The sequence below is a fragment of the Polaromonas glacialis genome (assembly GCF_000709345.1).
Classification (GTDB): domain Bacteria; phylum Pseudomonadota; class Gammaproteobacteria; order Burkholderiales; family Burkholderiaceae_C; genus Polaromonas; species Polaromonas glacialis.
The window spans coordinates 82,378-98,914 of record NZ_KL448323.1 but is presented as its reverse complement, the minus strand read 5'-3'; the positions used below and the strand labels follow the sequence as shown (position 1 = coordinate 98,914).

At 63.9% G+C, this 16,537-nt stretch carries 14 protein-coding genes; 6 read left to right on the top strand and 8 right to left on the bottom strand.

The window, feature by feature from the left end; all coding sequences use genetic code 11:
• Positions 1-2: 2 nt before the first annotated feature.
• From EC86_RS25775 to EC86_RS0100765, 6 genes are all read right to left on the bottom strand, one after another.
• The gene (locus EC86_RS25775) at positions 3-2,393 is read right to left on the bottom strand and encodes an ATP-binding protein (protein ID WP_051675654.1); all 2,391 of its coding nucleotides are present in this window, start codon (positions 2,391-2,393) and stop codon (positions 3-5) included.
• Positions 2,394-2,659: 266 nt separating this feature from the next.
• On the bottom strand, positions 2,660-3,700 hold the full coding sequence (locus tag EC86_RS0100785; protein ID WP_029523820.1) for an adenosine deaminase: 1,041 nt from the start codon (positions 3,698-3,700) through the stop codon (positions 2,660-2,662).
• A gap of 92 nt (positions 3,701-3,792) precedes the next feature.
• Complete coding sequence (locus EC86_RS0100780; protein ID WP_029523819.1) at positions 3,793-4,944, bottom strand: BMP family ABC transporter substrate-binding protein; 1,152 nt, start codon at positions 4,942-4,944, stop codon at positions 3,793-3,795.
• 79 nt (positions 4,945-5,023) lie between these two features.
• A complete protein-coding gene (locus EC86_RS0100775) occupies positions 5,024-5,944 on the bottom strand; it encodes an ABC transporter permease (protein ID WP_029523818.1) in 921 nt (306 codons plus the stop codon).
• The gene (locus EC86_RS0100770; protein ID WP_029523817.1) at positions 5,944-7,026 is read right to left on the bottom strand and encodes an ABC transporter permease; all 1,083 of its coding nucleotides are present in this window, start codon (positions 7,024-7,026) and stop codon (positions 5,944-5,946) included. The genes EC86_RS0100775 and EC86_RS0100770 overlap by 1 nt, the downstream gene beginning before the upstream one ends.
• On the bottom strand, positions 7,023-8,582 hold the full coding sequence (locus tag EC86_RS0100765; RefSeq protein WP_029523816.1) for an ABC transporter ATP-binding protein: 1,560 nt from the start codon (positions 8,580-8,582) through the stop codon (positions 7,023-7,025). The genes EC86_RS0100770 and EC86_RS0100765 overlap by 4 nt, the downstream gene beginning before the upstream one ends.
• On the opposite strand from EC86_RS0100765, the gene EC86_RS28435 reads away from it, so the two are divergent.
• The 6 genes from EC86_RS28435 to EC86_RS0100730 all read left to right on the top strand — a co-directional run bounded on the left by EC86_RS28435 (position 8,581) and on the right by EC86_RS0100730 (position 15,950).
• Positions 8,581-8,814 (top strand): hypothetical protein, encoded by a 234-nt coding sequence (locus EC86_RS28435; protein ID WP_156955156.1) that lies wholly within the window; start codon positions 8,581-8,583, stop codon positions 8,812-8,814. The two genes, EC86_RS0100765 and EC86_RS28435, sit on opposite strands and share 2 nt — an antisense overlap.
• Before the next feature lie 73 nt (positions 8,815-8,887).
• Entirely contained in the window at positions 8,888-10,477 is a 1,590-nt protein-coding gene (gene xdhA, locus EC86_RS0100755) for a xanthine dehydrogenase small subunit (RefSeq protein ID WP_029523815.1), read from the top strand.
• Positions 10,474-12,879, top strand: a complete 2,406-nt coding sequence (gene xdhB, locus EC86_RS0100750) for a xanthine dehydrogenase molybdopterin binding subunit (protein ID WP_029523814.1) — start codon at positions 10,474-10,476, stop codon at positions 12,877-12,879. Before xdhA ends, xdhB begins: the two co-directional genes overlap by 4 nt.
• Before the next feature lie 307 nt (positions 12,880-13,186).
• Entirely contained in the window at positions 13,187-14,224 is a 1,038-nt protein-coding gene (locus EC86_RS0100745) for a porin (RefSeq protein WP_029523813.1), read from the top strand.
• Positions 14,225-14,363: 139 nt separating this feature from the next.
• Complete coding sequence (locus tag EC86_RS0100740; protein WP_029523812.1) at positions 14,364-14,771, top strand: group III truncated hemoglobin; 408 nt, start codon at positions 14,364-14,366, stop codon at positions 14,769-14,771.
• Between the two features lie 216 nt (positions 14,772-14,987).
• Complete coding sequence (locus tag EC86_RS0100730; protein ID WP_029523810.1) at positions 14,988-15,950, top strand: Bug family tripartite tricarboxylate transporter substrate binding protein; 963 nt, start codon at positions 14,988-14,990, stop codon at positions 15,948-15,950.
• A gap of 93 nt (positions 15,951-16,043) precedes the next feature.
• On the opposite strand, the gene EC86_RS0100725 is transcribed toward EC86_RS0100730, so the two are convergent.
• Together EC86_RS0100725 and EC86_RS28430 are read right to left on the bottom strand one after the other, a co-directional pair.
• Positions 16,044-16,277, bottom strand: coding sequence for a hypothetical protein (locus EC86_RS0100725; RefSeq protein ID WP_029523809.1), 234 nt, complete (start codon positions 16,275-16,277; stop codon positions 16,044-16,046).
• Positions 16,278-16,343: 66 nt separating this feature from the next.
• Positions 16,344-16,514 (bottom strand): hypothetical protein, encoded by a 171-nt coding sequence (locus EC86_RS28430; RefSeq protein ID WP_156955155.1) that lies wholly within the window; start codon positions 16,512-16,514, stop codon positions 16,344-16,346.
• Positions 16,515-16,537: the final 23 nt, after the last annotated feature.

Sequence of the window (16,537 nt, the reverse complement as noted above, 5' to 3'; positions counted from 1 at the left end):
GGTCAATCTTGATTTTTGGGATGAATGCGCCCGGGGTTCCCGGAATTTTCGGGAATCAGGAGCGCGCGCTGTATTGCATTGAGCAATTCGGTGTTGGAAGTGTTGGATTTGACCAGAACCGCTGCAACCTTTTTTCTTTGAGCCGGGTCTTCATCACTGGCAGAAAACACGATCACCGGCGGCCTGGGGGTGAGTTGGTCGATGTCCTCGAACAGGCTCCAGCCCGAATCCTTGCCAAGCGCAAGGTCCAGCAGTATCAGGTCAAAGGAGTTCTCGCGCAGCCGGGCACGGGCTTCATGGAGCGTGGCCGAAAACTCGAACACGGCATTGTCCTGAACGATGGCGGCAACGATGCTCTGGATATCAGGATCGTCTTCGACATGCAGGATGCGCGGCTTTGCGCTTTTCGAGCTGGCCACGGCGCGGCGCACGCTGTGTACCAGCCGGCTTTCGTCGATGGGTTTTTCAAGCCAGTCCGACACCGTGAGCAGTTTTTGGTTGAATTGCAGGCGCCCTTCCCCGGCCATGGCCGAGATCGCCACGACCGGCAGATGGCGTGTCCGTTCATCGGCGCGCAAGGCATTGATGAAGGCCGCGCTGCCCTGGAGATTCAAGTCCACGGTCAGGGCCACGAAGCCACCGAGCACCACGCGTTCCAGCGCCTGCGACGCGCCATGCACCATTTCCGAATCGAACCCCGCTTTTTCGAGCATCATGCGGATCAGGCGTGCAACGTCCGGATCGCTCTCGCAGACCAGGATGCGTGGCCGCGCGCGGACGGGCTGAACAGCGGCAGGCGGAAGTTGCACCGCCGGTTCCGGGTTGCGCCATTCGGGGAGCTCGAAGAAAAACGTGGAACCCGCGCCGGCCCTGCTGGCAAAGCCGATCTGGCCGCCCATCTTGTGGACCAGGGCCTGTGAAATATTGAGCCCCAGGCCGGTGCCGCCTTTTTGCCGGCTGTCGGAAGCATCGGCCTGCGAGAACTTCTCGAAGATACGGTCGCGAAATTCATCGGGAATGCCCGGGCCGCAGTCAACCACCTCGACACGGACGCCCTGCGCGACCTGCAACACCTTCACGGTCACCGTGCCATCAGGCGGTGAAAACTTGACGGCATTGGACAACAGGTTGGTCACGACCTGCACCAGCCGGTCGCTGTCCACGCTCGCCTGCAGCGAATCGTCGGGCGCTTGCAGCACCAGCTTCACGCCGTGCTGGTCGGCAAAGCCTTCGTTGGCGGTCATGGCCTGCTGCACCAGTTGCGCCATGTTGACGACCTTCAGCTCCAGCTGCATCTTGCCGGACTCGATTTTTTCGCTGTCCAGGATGTCGTTGATCAGGCGGATCAGGCGTTCGCAGTTGTTGTTTGCGATGTCCAGCAGGCTTTTGACCGCGTCGGGCAGTTCACCGGCCACGCCGCCCAGCACCAGCCCCAGCGATCCCCGGATGGAGGTCAGCGGCGTGCGCAGTTCATGGCTGACGGTGGAGATGAATTCGGTTTTCATGCGGTTGATCCGCTTGAGCTCGGTGATGTCCGCGCCCAGCGAGTAAAAACCGATGACCCGGTCTTTCTCGGTTCCTTCGCCATAACGCGGGGCGTACTGCATGTCGTAGATGCGCAGCTCGCCCAGCCGGTTCCTGAACGACTGTTCGTAGCGAACCGGATGGCCGCGCAGCACCTCCTCGAATTTGTCCTGTACCCGATCGTTGGCTTGCGGGCCAGCCAGTTCGGCAAAGGTGCGGCCCTTGATCTGCCTGGCGCTCAGGTTGAAGAGTTCTTCATAGGCCCGGTTGTGAAAGCAGAACCGCTGCTGGCGGTCCCGGTAGGCAATCAGGGCGGGCACGGTGTCGGTGATCTGGCGCAGCCTGGACTCGCTCTCCCGGGCGGAATTGACCGCCAGCGTCAAGGCCTTGTTCGTGAGTTCGAGCATGACCAGTTCCGCCAGGTCGTGCAGAGCAGCCGCATCTTCGGGGCTGAATTCTCGCGGCGTCGGGTCAATCAGGCACAGGGTGCCGACTTTGTGGCCTTGCGGCCCCTTCAGCGGCATGCCTGCGTAAAAACGGATGCCCAGCGGGCCCGTCACCAGCGGGTTGTCGGCGAAACGCGGATCAAGCGACGCGTCTTCCACGACAAAAGCGCCATCGGCCAGAATCGCGTGGCCGCAAAACGAGATGTTTCGAGGGGTTTCCCGTGCATCGAGCCCCTGGCTCGACTTGAACCACTGGCGTTCATCGTCGATCAGCGACACCAGCACGATACGCACGCCGAACAGGCGCTGCGCAATGCGCGTGAGACGATCAAAGCGTTCTTCTGGCGGCGTATCGAGCAGGCACAAGTTGTGCAGTTCGGCCACGCGGCCCCATTCGTCCGGCGGTTTTATGGGCTCAAGCATCTGTATTGTTCATTTCACATCCAGGGACCGGCTTCATCACTGCAACAACGTGCGCGATGTGACAGCACTATAAGTAAATTCGTGAAAGCTTCATTGGACAAGCTGCGCTGGAAATTCGGTCGTCCTGTGCGCATCGGCGGGCTCCGGCGTTCAAGATGCCCGGCGATTTTTGCTACTTAATCCATAGCTGCTTGCACATACCAGGCGTGCGACAAAGGCCTATTTGATAACAAAAAAGTGGTTGTCCGGGCGAAAAGCCATGCGCGCTACTGGAAAGCCTCGAAAGTCGCATCCAGCCGGTCGATATGGCGCCGCTTGGCCGCGTCGTCGATGAAGCTGGCCTCGAAACTGTTGCGCGCCAAGGTGTAGGCGTGCTGGGCATTGAGCGGGCCGGCGGCAAAGGTCTGCGTGAAGTTCTCATTCATATAGCCGCCAAAATACGCCGGGTCGTCGGAATTGACCGTGGCCGCCAGCCCGGCGTCCAGCAGCTGGCGCAGGTTGTGGCTGGCCAGGTCGGGGAACACGCACAGCTTGAGGTTGGACAGCGGGCAGACCGTCAGCGCGATGCGGTCCCTGGCCAGCCGCTGCATCAGCAGCGCGTCCTTGCTCGACTGCACGCCGTGGTCGATGCGCTCGACCTTCAGCACATCGAGCGCGGTCCAGACATAGGCCGGCGGGCCTTCCTCGCCGGCATGCGCGACCAGGTGAAAGCCGAGTTCGCGGCAGCGGGCGAACACTCTGGCGAACTTCTCGGGCGGGTTGCCGACCTCGCCCGAATCAAGGCCGATGCCGAGAATCAAGTCCCGAAAGGGCAGCGCCTGCTCCAGCGATGCAAAAGCGTCTTCCTCGCTCAGATGGCGCAAAAAACACAGGATCAGCGACGCGCTCACGCCCAGTTCCGCCTGCGCATCGACGCAGGCGCGGTGCAGGCCGTTGATGACCGTTTCCATGCGCACGCCGCGCGCCGTGTGCGTCTGCGGGTCGAAAAACAGTTCGGTGTGAACCACGTTGTCCTGCGCCGCCTTGACAAGATAGGCGCGCGCCATGTCGTAGAAATCCTGCTCGGTGATCAGCACGCTGGCGCCGGCGTAGTAGATGTCCAGAAAGCTCTGCAGATTGGTGAAGGCATAGGCGCTGCGCAGCTCGTCCACGCTGGCATACGGAATCTGCACGCCGTTGCGCCTGGCGAGCGCAAAGATCAGTTCGGGCTCCAGCGAGCCTTCGATGTGGATGTGCAGTTCGGCCTTGGGCATCTGCCTGAGCAGCGCGGGCAAGCGGTCGGCGGCAACGGGTTTGACTGGCGTCATGGCAACTCCGGAAAAAGAAAAGGCTGCCCGAAGGCAGCCCGCAAGTATCTCTGTTTTGCGCCCTCCCCTTTGGGAAGGGGGCAAGCCGGGGATCAGCCGCCGGGCACCTTGCCTTCGACGCCCTTCACATAGGTCTTCAGGCCGCCCAGGAACTTGTCGTCGGCGACCACGTCCTTAGGCAAAAGTTCCTTGCCGGTGTTGTCCATGATCGGGCCTTTCCAGATGGAAAAGCTGCCGTCCTTCAGGCCGGCCTTGACTTCGTCGATGCGCTTTTTCGTGTCGTCGGGCACGTCGGCGGCGATGGACACCAGGTCAATCGCGCCTTCCTTCACGCCCCACCAGGCTGAGGTGCCGCCGGTCCACTTGCCTTCGAGCGCCTCGCCCACGGACTTGACGTAGTACGGACCCCAGTTGATCACGGCCGATGCCAGGTGGGCCTTGGGGCCGTAGGCGGTCATGTCCGAATCCCAGCCGAAGGCGCGCTTGCCCATCTTCTCGGCGGTCTGCAGCACGGCCGACGAGTCGGTGTTCTGGAACAGCACGTCGGCGCCGCCGTTGATCAAGGCCGTGGCGGCTTCGGTTTCCTTGGGCGGGTTGAACCATTCGTTCACCCAGACCACCTTGGTCGTGATTTTCGGATTCACCGACTGCGCGCCCAGCGTGAAGCTGTTGATGTTGCGCACCACTTCAGGAATAGGCACCGAGCCGACCACGCCCAGCGTGCCGGTCTTGCTCATCTTGCCGGCCACGACGCCGGCCATGTAGGCGCCTTCGTAGGTGCGGCTGTCGTAGGTGCGCAGGTTGGCGGCGGTCTTGTAGCCGGTGGCGTGCTCGAACTTGACATCCTTCAGGTCGGCGGCGACCTTGAGCATGGGCTCCATGTAGCCGAAGGTGGTGCCAAAGATCAGCTGCGCGCCTTGAGAGGCCATGTCGCGGATCACGCGCTCGGCATCGGCCGACTCGGGAACTTTTTCGACAAAACTGGTGACGACCTTGTCGCCGAATTCCTTTTCAACCGCCTTGCGGCCGTTGTCATGCGCGTAGGTCCAGCCGCCGTCGCCGACCGGGCCGACATAGGCAAAAGCGATTTTCAGGGGTGCGGCCTTGGCCGGGGCAGCAGCGGCTGGCGCCGGTGCGGGCGCAGGCGCCGCTTCCTCTTTCTTGCCGCAACCCGCGAGGGCGGCCACAGCCACCGCCGAGAGGGCGGCCAGCTTGAGCAGGGAGCGTTTTTGCAGGTCTGTCATGTCATGTCGCTTTCATTCAAGGGTCAAAAAAATCGGTCACGCCAGGCTTGGGCAAGCGCCATTATCGGGCGCGAAAAACTCAGGCGCCGGGGTAAAACGGCTTGCCGATGGAAGTCGGCATGTTGATGCGTATCCACAGGGGATTGCGCGAAATCAGCACCAGCACCACGATGGTCGCCAGGTAGGGCAGCATCGACAAAAACTGCGGCGGCACATCGACGCCCAGCCCCTGCAGGTGGAACTGCAGCATCGTCACGCCGCCGAACAGGTAGGCGCCAAGCAAGACGCGCGCCGGGCGCCATGTGGCAAAGGTGGTCAGCGCCAGCGCGATCCAGCCCTTGCCTGCAATCATGCCCTCGACCCACAGCGGCGTGTAGACCACCGACACATAGGCGCCGGCCAGGCCGCACAGCGCGCCGCCGGCCACCACGGCGGCCAGGCGGATGCGCCGCACCGGGTAGCCCAGCGCATGCGCCGACTCGGGGCTCTCGCCGACCGAGCGCAGCACCAAGCCGGCGCGCGTGCGGTACAAAAACCAGATCAGCCCGGCGGTCAGTGCCATCGCGATGTAGACCATCGGATGCTGGCGGAACAGCGCCGGGCCGATGAAGGGAATGTCGGCCAGCAGCGGAATCGGGTAGAGCGTTTGTTCGGGCAGCTTTTCCTGCACATAGTTGATGCCGGCAAAGGCCGAAAAGCCGGCGCCGAACATCGTCAGCGCCAGCCCGGTGGCGTACTGGTTGGTGTTGAGCCAGATCACCAGCGCGCCAAAAATGGCGGCCAGAAAAGCCCCGGCGGCCATGCCGGCGGCAAAGCCCAGCCAGCTGTTGCCGGTATGCACCACGGTGGCAAAGCCGGCGATGGCGGCGCACAGCATCATGCCCTCGGCGCCGAGGTTGACGATGCCGGCCTTTTCATTGATCAGCAGGCCGAGCGAGGCAATCGCCAGCACGGTGCCGGCACTTAAGGTCGAGGCCAGCAGCAAGGCGGTGGAATCCATCAGCGCGCTCCCTGGGTGGAAAGGGGAAGCGGCCGGGACAGCCGCAAGCGGTAGGCAATCAGGGTGTCGCAGGCCAGCAGGTTGAACAGCAGCAGGCCCTGGAACACGCCGGTGATCGACTTGGGCAGGCCCAGGCGCGACTGCGCCAGCTCGCCGCCGATGTAGAACATGCTCATCAACATGGCGGAAAACACCACGCCCACCGGATGCAGCCGGCCGACAAAGGCGACGATGATGGCGGCAAAGCCGTAGCCCGCCGGCACGTAGGGCGTGAGCTGGCCAATCGGCCCGGCGACTTCCAGCGCACCGGCCAGCCCGGCCGCGCCGCCCGAGATCAAGAGCGCCACCCACAGCGCGCGGCGCGACGAAAACCCGGCATAGCGGGCGGCCGCAGGCGCCAGGCCGCTGACCTCCTGCGCAAAGCCGGCATAGGTGCGGTACAGGTACAGCCACAAGGCGCCCACGCCGGCCAGCGCCAGCACGATGCCAATCGTCACGCGCGAGCCGGCCATCAGCCGGGGAATCTGCGTGACCGCCTCGAAGTTCCTGGTTTGCGGAAAGTTGTAGCCGTTCGGGTCTTTCCACGGGCCGAACACCATGTAGTTCAGGATCAGGCCGGCCACATAGACCAGCATCAGGCTCACCAGGATTTCATTGGCATTGAAACGATCGCGCAAAAAGGCGGTGATGCCGGCCCAGAACATGCCGCCCAGCACGCCCGCCAGCAGAATCGCCGGAATGATCCACGGCCCGGTGGTCTTGTCGGCCAGCAGCGCCACGCCGCCAGCCGCCAGCGCGCCGATGACAAACTGCCCTTCGGCGCCGATATTCCAGACATTCGAGCGAAAGCACACCGCCAGCCCCAGCGCGATGATCAGCAGCGGCGTGGCCTTGACCAGCAATTCGCCTATTGCATAGGACGACTTGAGCGGCTCCCAGAAAAACACCTGCAGGCCCTTGACCGGGTCCTTGCCCAGCGCCAGAAACAAGCCTATGCCGATGGCCACGGTCAGCAAAAGCGCCAGGATGGGCGATGCGTAGCTCCAGAAGGGTGACGGCTGCGGCCGCATCTCTAACTTCATGCCGCACTCCCTGACGTGGCGGCTGGCGCCCACAGGCCGCTCATCCACAAGCCGACTTTTTCGACCGTCGCGTCGGCGCGCGGCAGCGAAGGCGACAGCTGGCCCTTGGCCATGACGTACAGCCGGTCGCAGATCTCGAACAGCTCGTCAAGTTCCTCGCTGACCACCAGCACCGCGCAGCCGGCGCCCGCCAGCTTGAGCAGTTCGCCGCGAATCTGGCTGGACGCGCCCACATCGACGCCCCAGGTCGGCTGCGAGACGATCAGCAGCGCCGGTTGGGCATCGATCTCGCGGCCCATGATGAATTTTTGCAGGTTGCCGCCCGACAGCGACTTGGCCACCGCCTGCGGCCCGCCGCACTTGACCTTGTAGCGTTCAATCGTCTGCCGGGCCTGCGCCAGCAGCCTGCCGCCGCTGATCCAGCCGCTGGAAGACACCGCGTCCCGGCGCGTGAGCAGCAGGTTGCGCGCCAGCGACAAGGTCGGCACGGCGCCGCGCCCCAGCCTTTCCTCTGGAACGAAATGCAGGCCGAGACGGCGCCGGCGCGCCGGGCTCATCCGGCCGGCGCCTTGACCCCTGACGGTGATCGCGTCGCTCGCGGCGCGCGTGTCCTCGCCCGACAGCGCATACAGCAGTTCCTTCTGGCCGTTGCCCGACACGCCGGCAATGCCGACCACCTCGCCGGCGCGCACCTGCAGCGCCACCTGGCTCAGGTCAACGCCGAACTGGTCCTCCTTCGCCAGGTCAAGCTGCCTGACATCGAGCACGATGTCGCCGGTTTTCACGACGCGGCGCTCCAGCGCGGGCGGCTCGGCGCCGATCATCAGCCGGCTGAGCGACGCGTTCGATTCCTCGCGCGGGTCGCATTCGCCCGCTACCCGGCCGGCGCGCAGCACGGTGCAGGCGGTGCACAGCGCGCGGATTTCGTGCAGCTTGTGGCTGATGTACAAGATGCTGCAGCCCTCAAAGGCCAGCTTGCGCAGGGTGACGAACAGGTTTTCAACCGCCTGCGGCGTGAGCACCGACGTCGGTTCGTCCAGGATCAAGAGTTTGGGATTCGTCAGCAGCGCGCGAACGATCTCGACGCGCTGGCGCTCGCCGACGCTCAGCGTATGCACCGGCCGCGTCGGGTCCAGCTGCAGGCCGTAGGCCTGGGTGGTTTCCAGGATGCGCCGGGACACGTCGGCCAGGCTCAAGTGCTTGCCCAGCCCGAGCCAGACGTTTTCGGCCACCGTCAGCGTGTCGAACAGGCTGAAATGCTGGAACACCATGCTGATGCCCAGCGCGCGCGCCTCTTGCGGATTGCGCACCGCCACGCTCTGGCCGTCGATGGCCATGCTGCCGGCGTCGGGCTTGACCGAGCCGTAGATGATCTTCATCAGCGTGGACTTGCCGGCGCCGTTTTCGCCCAGCACCGCATGGATCTGGCCGGGCAGCACGCTGAGCGCAATGTCGCTGTTGGCGACCACGCCCGGATAGCTTTTGCTGATGCCGGCAAGCTGAAGCCGGGGCGCCGGGGCAGTGCCGGGGGCCGCGAAGGTGGAAGGAGCGGTCATGGGAATTCTGATGGTCCGGATAACTTGTTTTTTTCAGGCTTTTAGCCTGTATACGCACACACTATGGGCATGGTCAGCTATGTTTTCAAGAGCACAGGGGTCACGCGAGAGCGCGTTCGGCGGCGCGGCATTTTCCTTGCTTTGCATCCTGGCTACCGGCCTGAACGCAGCGCTTGCAGCAAGCTTGATGCCATGCCCGATGGATCAGGCGTCCGGCGCGCCGGATGACTGATACCTGTCTGCCCTGGCGGGTAATATGAAGCGCCGCAGGCAGTGCAAGGCCCGATTGTTTTAACCTGATTTCCATGACCCTCCACCCCCTCGCTGTTCAGCCCGCCGTCAAAAACATCCGCTTCATCCGCAAGGGCGAAGTGGTCAATCTCGGCAATGTACCACCCGGACGCACCGTTTTGGAGCTTCTGCGCGAAGACCTCGGCTGCACCGGCACCAAAGAGGGCTGCGGCGAAGGCGACTGCGGCGCCTGCACCGTCGTGCTCGGCCAGATCGAGGACGGCGTGCTGTGCCTGCGCGCCATCAACAGCTGCATCCGGCTGGCACATTCGATTGACGGCATGGCGCTGTGGACGGTCGAGGATATTGCCCCCACGCTTGTCGCTTCGCGAACTGCGCTGCCCCCCGAGGGGGCGCTGCGCAAGCGGCCCGGCGAAGCCGGTTCCGTGGCCCCGGCTGGCGAGGAAGTCAGGGCTGAGCCAACACTTCATCCAGCGCAGCAGGCCATGGTGGACTGCCACGCCAGCCAGTGCGGCTTTTGCACGCCGGGTTTTGTCATGAGCCTGTTCGGCATGTACAACAACCATGTCAGCCGGGGCGAGCCCATCACGCGGGCGATGGCGCAAGAGGAACTCTCGGGCAACCTGTGCCGCTGCACCGGCTATCGGCCCATCTTGGACGCCGCGCAACTCATGGCCAGCCTGCCGCCGGTGGCGCTTGACGAAAACACGCTGCTATCAAAACTGGAGCTGCTTGCGCAGGCGGGCTATGCACAGGAGCTTGATTCGGCTTACAAATTGCCGTACACGCTGGCCGAGCTGCTCAGGCTTCGGGCCGCGCATCCGGCGGCGCAGCTGGTGGCCGGCTGCACCGACGTGGGCCTGTGGGTGACCAAGCAGCACCGCCAGCTTGATGAGGTCATCGACCTCACCCAGGTGCAGGAATTACGCCAGATTGAAGACCAGCCGGGCCACCTGACGATTGGCGCGGCGGTGACGCTGGCCGATGCGTTTGCCGCGCTGGTCAGCGACCGGCCGCAGCTGCACTCCTTCGCCAGCCGCTTTGCCGGCCTGCCGGTGCGCAATTCGGGCACGCTGGGCGGCAACATCGCCAACGGCTCGCCGATTGGCGACTCGATGCCGCTGCTGATCGCGCTGGGCGCCCAGGTGGTGCTGATGAGCGGGCGCGGCCAGCGCGAGATGCCGCTGGAAAATTTGTACACCGGCTACCGACAGAACGTGATGGCGGCCGATGAAGTGCTGGCCTTTGTCCGGGTGCCCAAGGCCTCGCCCGAGGAGACGATGAAGGTTTACAAAATCTCCAAACGCTACGACGACGACATTTCCGCCGTCTGCCTGGCCGTCAAGCTGCAGATCTGGCAAGGCGTCGTGGCCTGTGCGTCCATCGGCGCAGGCGGCGTGGCGGCCACGCCGGCCAGGGCCGTCCAGACCGAAGCGGCGCTGACCGGCCAGCCCTGGACCCTTCAAACCGTGCAGCAAGCCATCGCCGTGCTGCGCGCCGAGTTCTCGCCGATTTCGGACATGCGTGCCTCCGGCGCCTACCGCAGCGAAGTGCTGGGCAACCTGCTGGAGCGCTATTGGCTGGAAAGCCAGGGCGTGCAGCAGATCAACCTCGAATCGTTCGTTCTGGAAGAAAGGGCATGACCATGGACAAGGACATTTCCCCCAGCCGCGATGAAGTCGCCGACCCGGACGTGATCGACGCCAACGCGCACGCCGACCTGATGGCCGACACGCAGCCGGCCCCCATCAGCCCGCCGCCGGTGCCGCAGGCGGCAGGCACCTCGCGCTTTCACGAAAGCGCTAGAGCCCAGGTTCAAGGTGCGGCCACCTATGTCGATGACATTCCCGAGATCAAGGGCACGCTGCATGCCGCGCCGATTTTGTCCACCGTCGCCCATGGCCGGCTCCTTAGCGTCGATGCCTCGGCCGCGCTGGCGATGCCGGGCGTGCGCGATGTGATCCTGGCGCGCGACATTCCCGGCGATCCGGTGCTGGGCAACTTCGCCCACGACGAGCCGGTCTTTGCGCAGGACAGCGTGCAGCACATCGGCCAGGTGATCGGCGTGGTCGTGGCCGACACGGTGATGCAGGCGCGGCGCGCGGCGCGGCAGGTCAAGTGCCAGATCGACGCCCTGCCCGCCATCCTGAATGTGCATGACGCGTTGAAGGCGCAAAGCTATGTGCTGCCGCCGGTGTTCGTCAGGCGCGGCGATGTGCAGGCCGCGCTCAAGACGGCCGCGCACACGCTGCACGGCACGCTGGAAGTCGGCGGCCAGGAGCATTTCTACCTCGAAGGCCAGATCGCCTATGTGCTGCCGCAGGAGCAGAACCAGTGGCTGGTGTATTCGAGCACGCAGCACCCCGGCGAGATCCAGCACTGGGTGTCGCATGCCCTTAGCATTGACAACCATGCGGTGCGCGTCGAATGCCGGCGCATGGGCGGCGGCTTTGGCGGCAAGGAAACGCAGTCCGGGCACATGGCGGTCTGGGCGGCGATTGCCGCGCGCAAGCTGAAGAAACCCGTCAAGCTGCGCATGGACCGCGACGACGACTTCCTGGTCACCGGCAAGCGCCATCCGTTCGCCTACGACTACACGGTAGGCTTTGACGACAGCGGCCGCATCACCGGCCTGAAGCTGACGATGGCCGTGAACTGCGGCTTCAGCGCCGACCTGTCCGGCCCGGTGGCCGACCGCGCGGTGTTCCATGCCGACAACGCCTACTTTCTGGAAGATGTAGACATCGCCTCCTACCGCTGCAAGACCCACACGCAGAGCCACACCGCGTTTCGCGGCTTTGGCGGGCCGCAGGGCATGATCGTGATCGAAACCATCATGGGCGACATTGCGCGCCAGCTCGGCCTGGACCCGCTGGACGTGCGCCGGCGCAACCTGTACGGCACGGGCGAGCGCGACGTAACGCACTACCAGATGAAGGTCGAGGACAACATCCTCGAACCATTGCTATTAAAACTGGAGCAGACTTCGAGCTACCGCCTGCGCAAACAGTCGATTTCGGCATGGAACGCCGCCAGCCCGGTGATCCAGCGTGGCATTGCCCTGACGCCGGTGAAATTCGGCATTTCCTTCACCGCCACGCTGTTCAACCAGGCCGGCGCGCTGGTGCATGTGTACACCGACGGCTCGTGCCAGGTGAACCACGGCGGCACCGAAATGGGCCAGGGCCTGAACACCAAGGTGTGCCAGATCGTCGCCGACGAACTCGGCATCGCGTTTGAAAGCGTGCTGGCCACGGCCAGCGACACCAGCAAGATTCCCAACGCCTCGGCCACGGCTGCATCGGCCGGAACGGATTTAAATGCCCGGGCCGCGCAATACGCCGCCCGCAATGTGCGGGACAACCTGGCGCAGTTCGTCGCCGGCATGGACGGTTGCGGCGCGGGTGCGGTGTCGTTCAGAAGCGGCCAGGTCATCACGCCCATGGGCAGCCGGCCCTTCACCGAGGTCGTCAAGCTGGCCTATGCCAACCGCATCCAGCTCTGGAGCGACGGCTTTTACCGCACGCCCAAGATCCACTACGACAAGGCCACGCTGACCGGCCGGCCGTTTTATTACTTTGCCTATGGCGCGGCCTGCACCGAAGTCGCCATCGACACGCTGACCGGCGAAAGCCGCGTGCTGAAGGTGGACATCCTGCACGACGTGGGCAACTCCATCAACCCGGCCATCGACATCGGCCAGATCGAAGGCGGCTTCGTGCAAGGCATGGGCTGGCTGACCACCGAGCAGCTGGTTTGGAACGACAAAGGCCAGCTCAGCACCCACGCCCCCAGCACCTACAAGATTCCAACCACCGGCGATGTGCCCGAACATTTCAAGGTCGATTTGTGGCCCGAGCCGAACCGCGAGGACAACGTGTTCGGCAGCAAGGCCGTCGGCGAGCCGCCGCTGATGCTGGCGATCAGCGTGTTCGAGGCCTTGCGCGATGCGGTGGCCCGGGCGCGGCCGGGCGCGCGGGTGCAGCTTGACGCGCCGGCGACGGCGGAAAACGTGCTTCGGGCGCTGGGGCGGCTGGACGCCTGAGCCGGGCTGGGGCGCACTGGTTTTAGGCAGCCAACGGATTTTCTGCATCGAATCTGCCTTTTGCGCACGTTCTGTAAGCGCAAACAGCTATCAATTAAATAGCAATACCCGCCAGGCGCCTTGAGCGCTGTGGCGGGTGGTCGGTGTGACGTCGATTCAGCCGCACCGCACCCCTCAAAATAGGGAAAACCCTGGGCACAGTCCTTGCAAGCCGAAACACATGGATACGAATTTCCCGCATGACTGGCGAAGTCGTATCCATGCGAATGCCGAGTCCTCGGCGCTTTCATCACTTGCTGGAGTTTCGATGCATAAAAAAATCATGGCCCTGGGCGCCGCACTGCTGTGCGCCGCCGGAGCCCACGCGCAAACCGCCGTCCAGTTCACCGGCATCGAGGACGCCTATGCCGGTTCCATGAAGATGGCCGGCGATGCCAGCCGCCAGTCAGCCGTCAACAGCGGCGGCCTGACCACTTCCTGGTTCGGCTTCAAGGGTTCCGAAGACCTGGGCGGCGGCTTGAAGGCCAACTTTGCGCTGACCAGCTTCTTCAGGGGAGATACCGGCGCGCAGGGCCGCTTTGCCAACGACCCGCTATTCTCGCGCGATGCCAATGTCAGCCTGTCGGGCGACTTCGGCTCGGTGCTGGTGGGCCGCTGGATGGCGCCCAACTTTTTGCCATCGGTCGTGGGCAATCCGCTGGGCGACTCCTTCGCCTTTTCGCCGCTGATCCTGCACATGAACGTGCCGCTTTTCAACGGCACTGGCTGGGCTTCCACCACGCCAGCCGACACTGGCTGGAGCAACCAGATTGCCTACACGACGCCGAAGTTCGGCGGCTTCCAGGCCAACCTGCAGTACCAGTTCGGCGAAGTGCCGGGCGACAACGGCAAGAAGAACATCGGCGCCAACTTCTTTTACCTTGGCGGCCCGCTGACGCTGACCGGCTTTTACGAGCGTGACCAGGTCAAGAACTACCCGCTGGCCCCCGGTGCCAGCCCCCTGATCGGCAGCACCAGGAAGGACTGGATGCTGCTGGGCGCCTACGACTTCGGCGCTATCAAGCCTTTTGTGAGCTATGGCCGGTCCAAGGCCGACAACTCGACCAACGAAGCCGGGACGATGCAGCTCGGCGCCTCCATCCCGGCCGGCCCCACCGGCAAGGTGCTGGTGGACATGGTCAGCACCAAGCTGTCTCAGACCGGCGTGAAACGCACCACCGCCACGCTGGGCTACGACTACAACCTGTCCAGGCGCACCGATGTCTATGCCTTGCTGATGAACGACCGCATCACCAACAAGTCCACCGGCAACAGCGTCGGACTTGGTGTGCGCCACCGTTTCTAAACGCACTTGCGCCCGGCGCCGCCGTACAGCGGCGCTTGATCGGTCCGGGCACCACCATAAGATTTATTTAAAATACATCTTATGGTGCGCAAAGACTGCAATGTTTGCAGCCCCGCCTTGCCCCGAAAAGGAATCCAGCATGCCAGCCGCCGATCTATGCAGCGAAGAGGAAATTGTCCAGCTGGTGCATGACTTTTACGATGCGGTGCGCCGCGACGACGTGCTCGGGCCGATCTTCGACCGGCATGTGAAAAACTGGGATGCGCACCTGCCGACGATGGTGGACTTCTGGTCATCGGCGCTACGCGGCACCGCCCGCTTCCGGGGTTTGCCGATGCCCAAGCATGCGGCGCTGCCAGGACTGAGCATCGAGCTGTTCCAGCGCTGGCTTCGATTGTTCAGGCAGACCACGGGCGCATTGCCGAATGCGGCGCTGGCCGCAAAAGCCAATGACCTGGCCGAGCGCATTGCGCACAGCCTGTGGTACGGCTACCGGATGCGCCAGGACAAGCCAGGCCAGGCGCCAGCGATGAGCGCACCGGGTTAAAAGCCCGGACCGATGCCGTGCCGACCAACCCCGGCAGGCTTGACGGCCATCGCCAAAGAAGAAGCCTGGCATCTTCCGGCCAAGGGAAATCCCACGGTCTGCCAAATAAGGTTCACCCTAGAATTGGCAACCACGACATGCCCGGAGCACTCGGCTTGCAGCGCATCGCTCAAGCCCTGCCGGTCCATCCCGCAAGCCCTTCACCAAGACAATCCAATGTTGCGTAAACTTTTTTCCTTCCTGCTGATGGCATGCGCCCTGACGGCGGCGCAGGCACAGACCTATCCGGCCAAGCCGATCCGCATGATCATTCCCTTCCCGCCGGGCGGCGGCACCGACATCCTGTCGCGGCTGGTCGCCAACAAGCTGACCGAAGTGAGCAAATGGACCGTGATTCCCGACAACCGGGGCGGCGCCGGCGGCACCATCGGCATTGCCGAAGCCGCGCGGGCAGCGCCCACCGGCTACGAGATGGTGATGGGCCAGAAAGACAACATGGTGGTCGCGCCCTGGCTGTACAAGAACCTGAGCTATGACCCGACCAGGGACCTGGTGGCCGTCGCCCATGTGGCCTTCACGCCGGTCGTCATCGTCACCGCCGTCAACTCGCGCTTCAAGACGCTGGCCGACGTGGTGGCCGCCGCCAAGGCCGCGCCCGACCAGATCACCTACGGCTCGCCCGGCAACGGCACGACGATTCACCTGGCCGGCGAAATCTTCAACACGGCGGCCGGCATCAAGCTGCGCCACATTCCCTACAAGGGGTCCAACCCCGCCATGATGGACGTGCTGGCCGGCAATGTGGACCTGATGGTGTCGTCGCTGCCGTCGGCCATGGGCCAGATCAAGGCCGGCAAGCTGCGCGCCCTGGCGGTGACCTCGGCGCGGCGCAGCACGTCGCTGACCGACGTACCCACGGTGGCCGAACTGGGCTACAAGGACTTTGACGTGAGCACCTGGTACGGCCTGTTCATGCCTGCCGGCACGCCGAAGGAGATCGTCGCAACCGTCAGCGCAGAAGTCAACAAACTGCTAGCCATGCCCGACATCAAGGCCGCCATCAATGCCCAGGGCGCGGAGACGCAAAACATGACATCCGAGCAGTTTTCCACCCTGCTCAAGACCGATTACCAGAAGTGGAAAGGCATTGTGCAGGCCTCGGGTGCGACCATCGAATAAGCATCTAGCCATGCTTGACCCAAGGGACGGCCAGGCCGTCCCTTTTTTTATGCGTGGCAGCGAAACGAAAGCCCGGAATCCTGCAACGGCGGGTTAAAAGCCCAGGCCAATGCCCACGCCGCCAAACCCCCGGCCGCCCCAGCTTCCCAGGCCGATGCCCAGGCCAACGCGCGGTGCGCGGCGCGGCGCCGGTTCAATGGGAACGCCATTGGCGTCCTGCGTCACGACCGGGTATTCGGGATTGACATTGGCATTCGGGCCGGGCGGCGCCGTGGCGCATCCGGCCAGCGAAGCGCTGATCAAGGCAGCGGCAAACCATGGTTTCATCGCAGGGCTCCTATAGGTGGTAGCCAAAATGGTAGGCGTGCCCGGCAGGACTTCACCATGGCTTCGTCAAAAAGCCATTTTGCCGTGCTGGCCTTTAAAAGCCTGGATTGACGGCGGCGTCCCTGAAGCGGTGCGAAAAGGCCGTGGCCGCCAGGCAATTGCCGGGCTTCGAGCTGCGGCAATTTCAAAATTCGCAGCATGTCCGAAGTCTTCACCAAAAACCGGTATTTCAAGCATCAAATAGGCATTTTTCGCACAGC

Bases quoted from the DNA above. Each gene is read 5' to 3' on its own strand.
- EC86_RS25775 (WP_051675654.1), bottom strand. From the start codon at position 2,393: ATGCTTGAGCCCATAAAACCGCCGGACGAATGGGGCCGCGTGGCCGAA.
- EC86_RS0100785 (WP_029523820.1), bottom strand. From the start codon at position 3,700: ATGACGCCAGTCAAACCCGTTGCCGCCGACCGCTTGCCCGCGCTGCTC.
- EC86_RS0100780 (WP_029523819.1), bottom strand. From the start codon at position 4,944: ATGACAGACCTGCAAAAACGCTCCCTGCTCAAGCTGGCCGCCCTCTCG.
- EC86_RS0100775 (WP_029523818.1), bottom strand. From the start codon at position 5,944: ATGGATTCCACCGCCTTGCTGCTGGCCTCGACCTTAAGTGCCGGCACC.
- EC86_RS0100770 (WP_029523817.1), bottom strand. From the start codon at position 7,026: ATGAAGTTAGAGATGCGGCCGCAGCCGTCACCCTTCTGGAGCTACGCA.
- EC86_RS28435 (WP_156955156.1), top strand. From the start codon at position 8,581: ATGGGAATTCTGATGGTCCGGATAACTTGTTTTTTTCAGGCTTTTAGC.
- EC86_RS0100765 (WP_029523816.1), bottom strand. From the start codon at position 8,582: ATGACCGCTCCTTCCACCTTCGCGGCCCCCGGCACTGCCCCGGCGCCC.
- xdhA (WP_029523815.1), top strand. From the start codon at position 8,888: ATGACCCTCCACCCCCTCGCTGTTCAGCCCGCCGTCAAAAACATCCGC.
- xdhB (WP_029523814.1), top strand. From the start codon at position 10,474: ATGACCATGGACAAGGACATTTCCCCCAGCCGCGATGAAGTCGCCGAC.
- EC86_RS0100745 (WP_029523813.1), top strand. From the start codon at position 13,187: ATGCATAAAAAAATCATGGCCCTGGGCGCCGCACTGCTGTGCGCCGCC.
- EC86_RS0100740 (WP_029523812.1), top strand. From the start codon at position 14,364: ATGCCAGCCGCCGATCTATGCAGCGAAGAGGAAATTGTCCAGCTGGTG.
- EC86_RS0100730 (WP_029523810.1), top strand. From the start codon at position 14,988: ATGTTGCGTAAACTTTTTTCCTTCCTGCTGATGGCATGCGCCCTGACG.
- EC86_RS0100725 (WP_029523809.1), bottom strand. From the start codon at position 16,277: ATGAAACCATGGTTTGCCGCTGCCTTGATCAGCGCTTCGCTGGCCGGA.
- EC86_RS28430 (WP_156955155.1), bottom strand. From the start codon at position 16,514: ATGCTTGAAATACCGGTTTTTGGTGAAGACTTCGGACATGCTGCGAAT.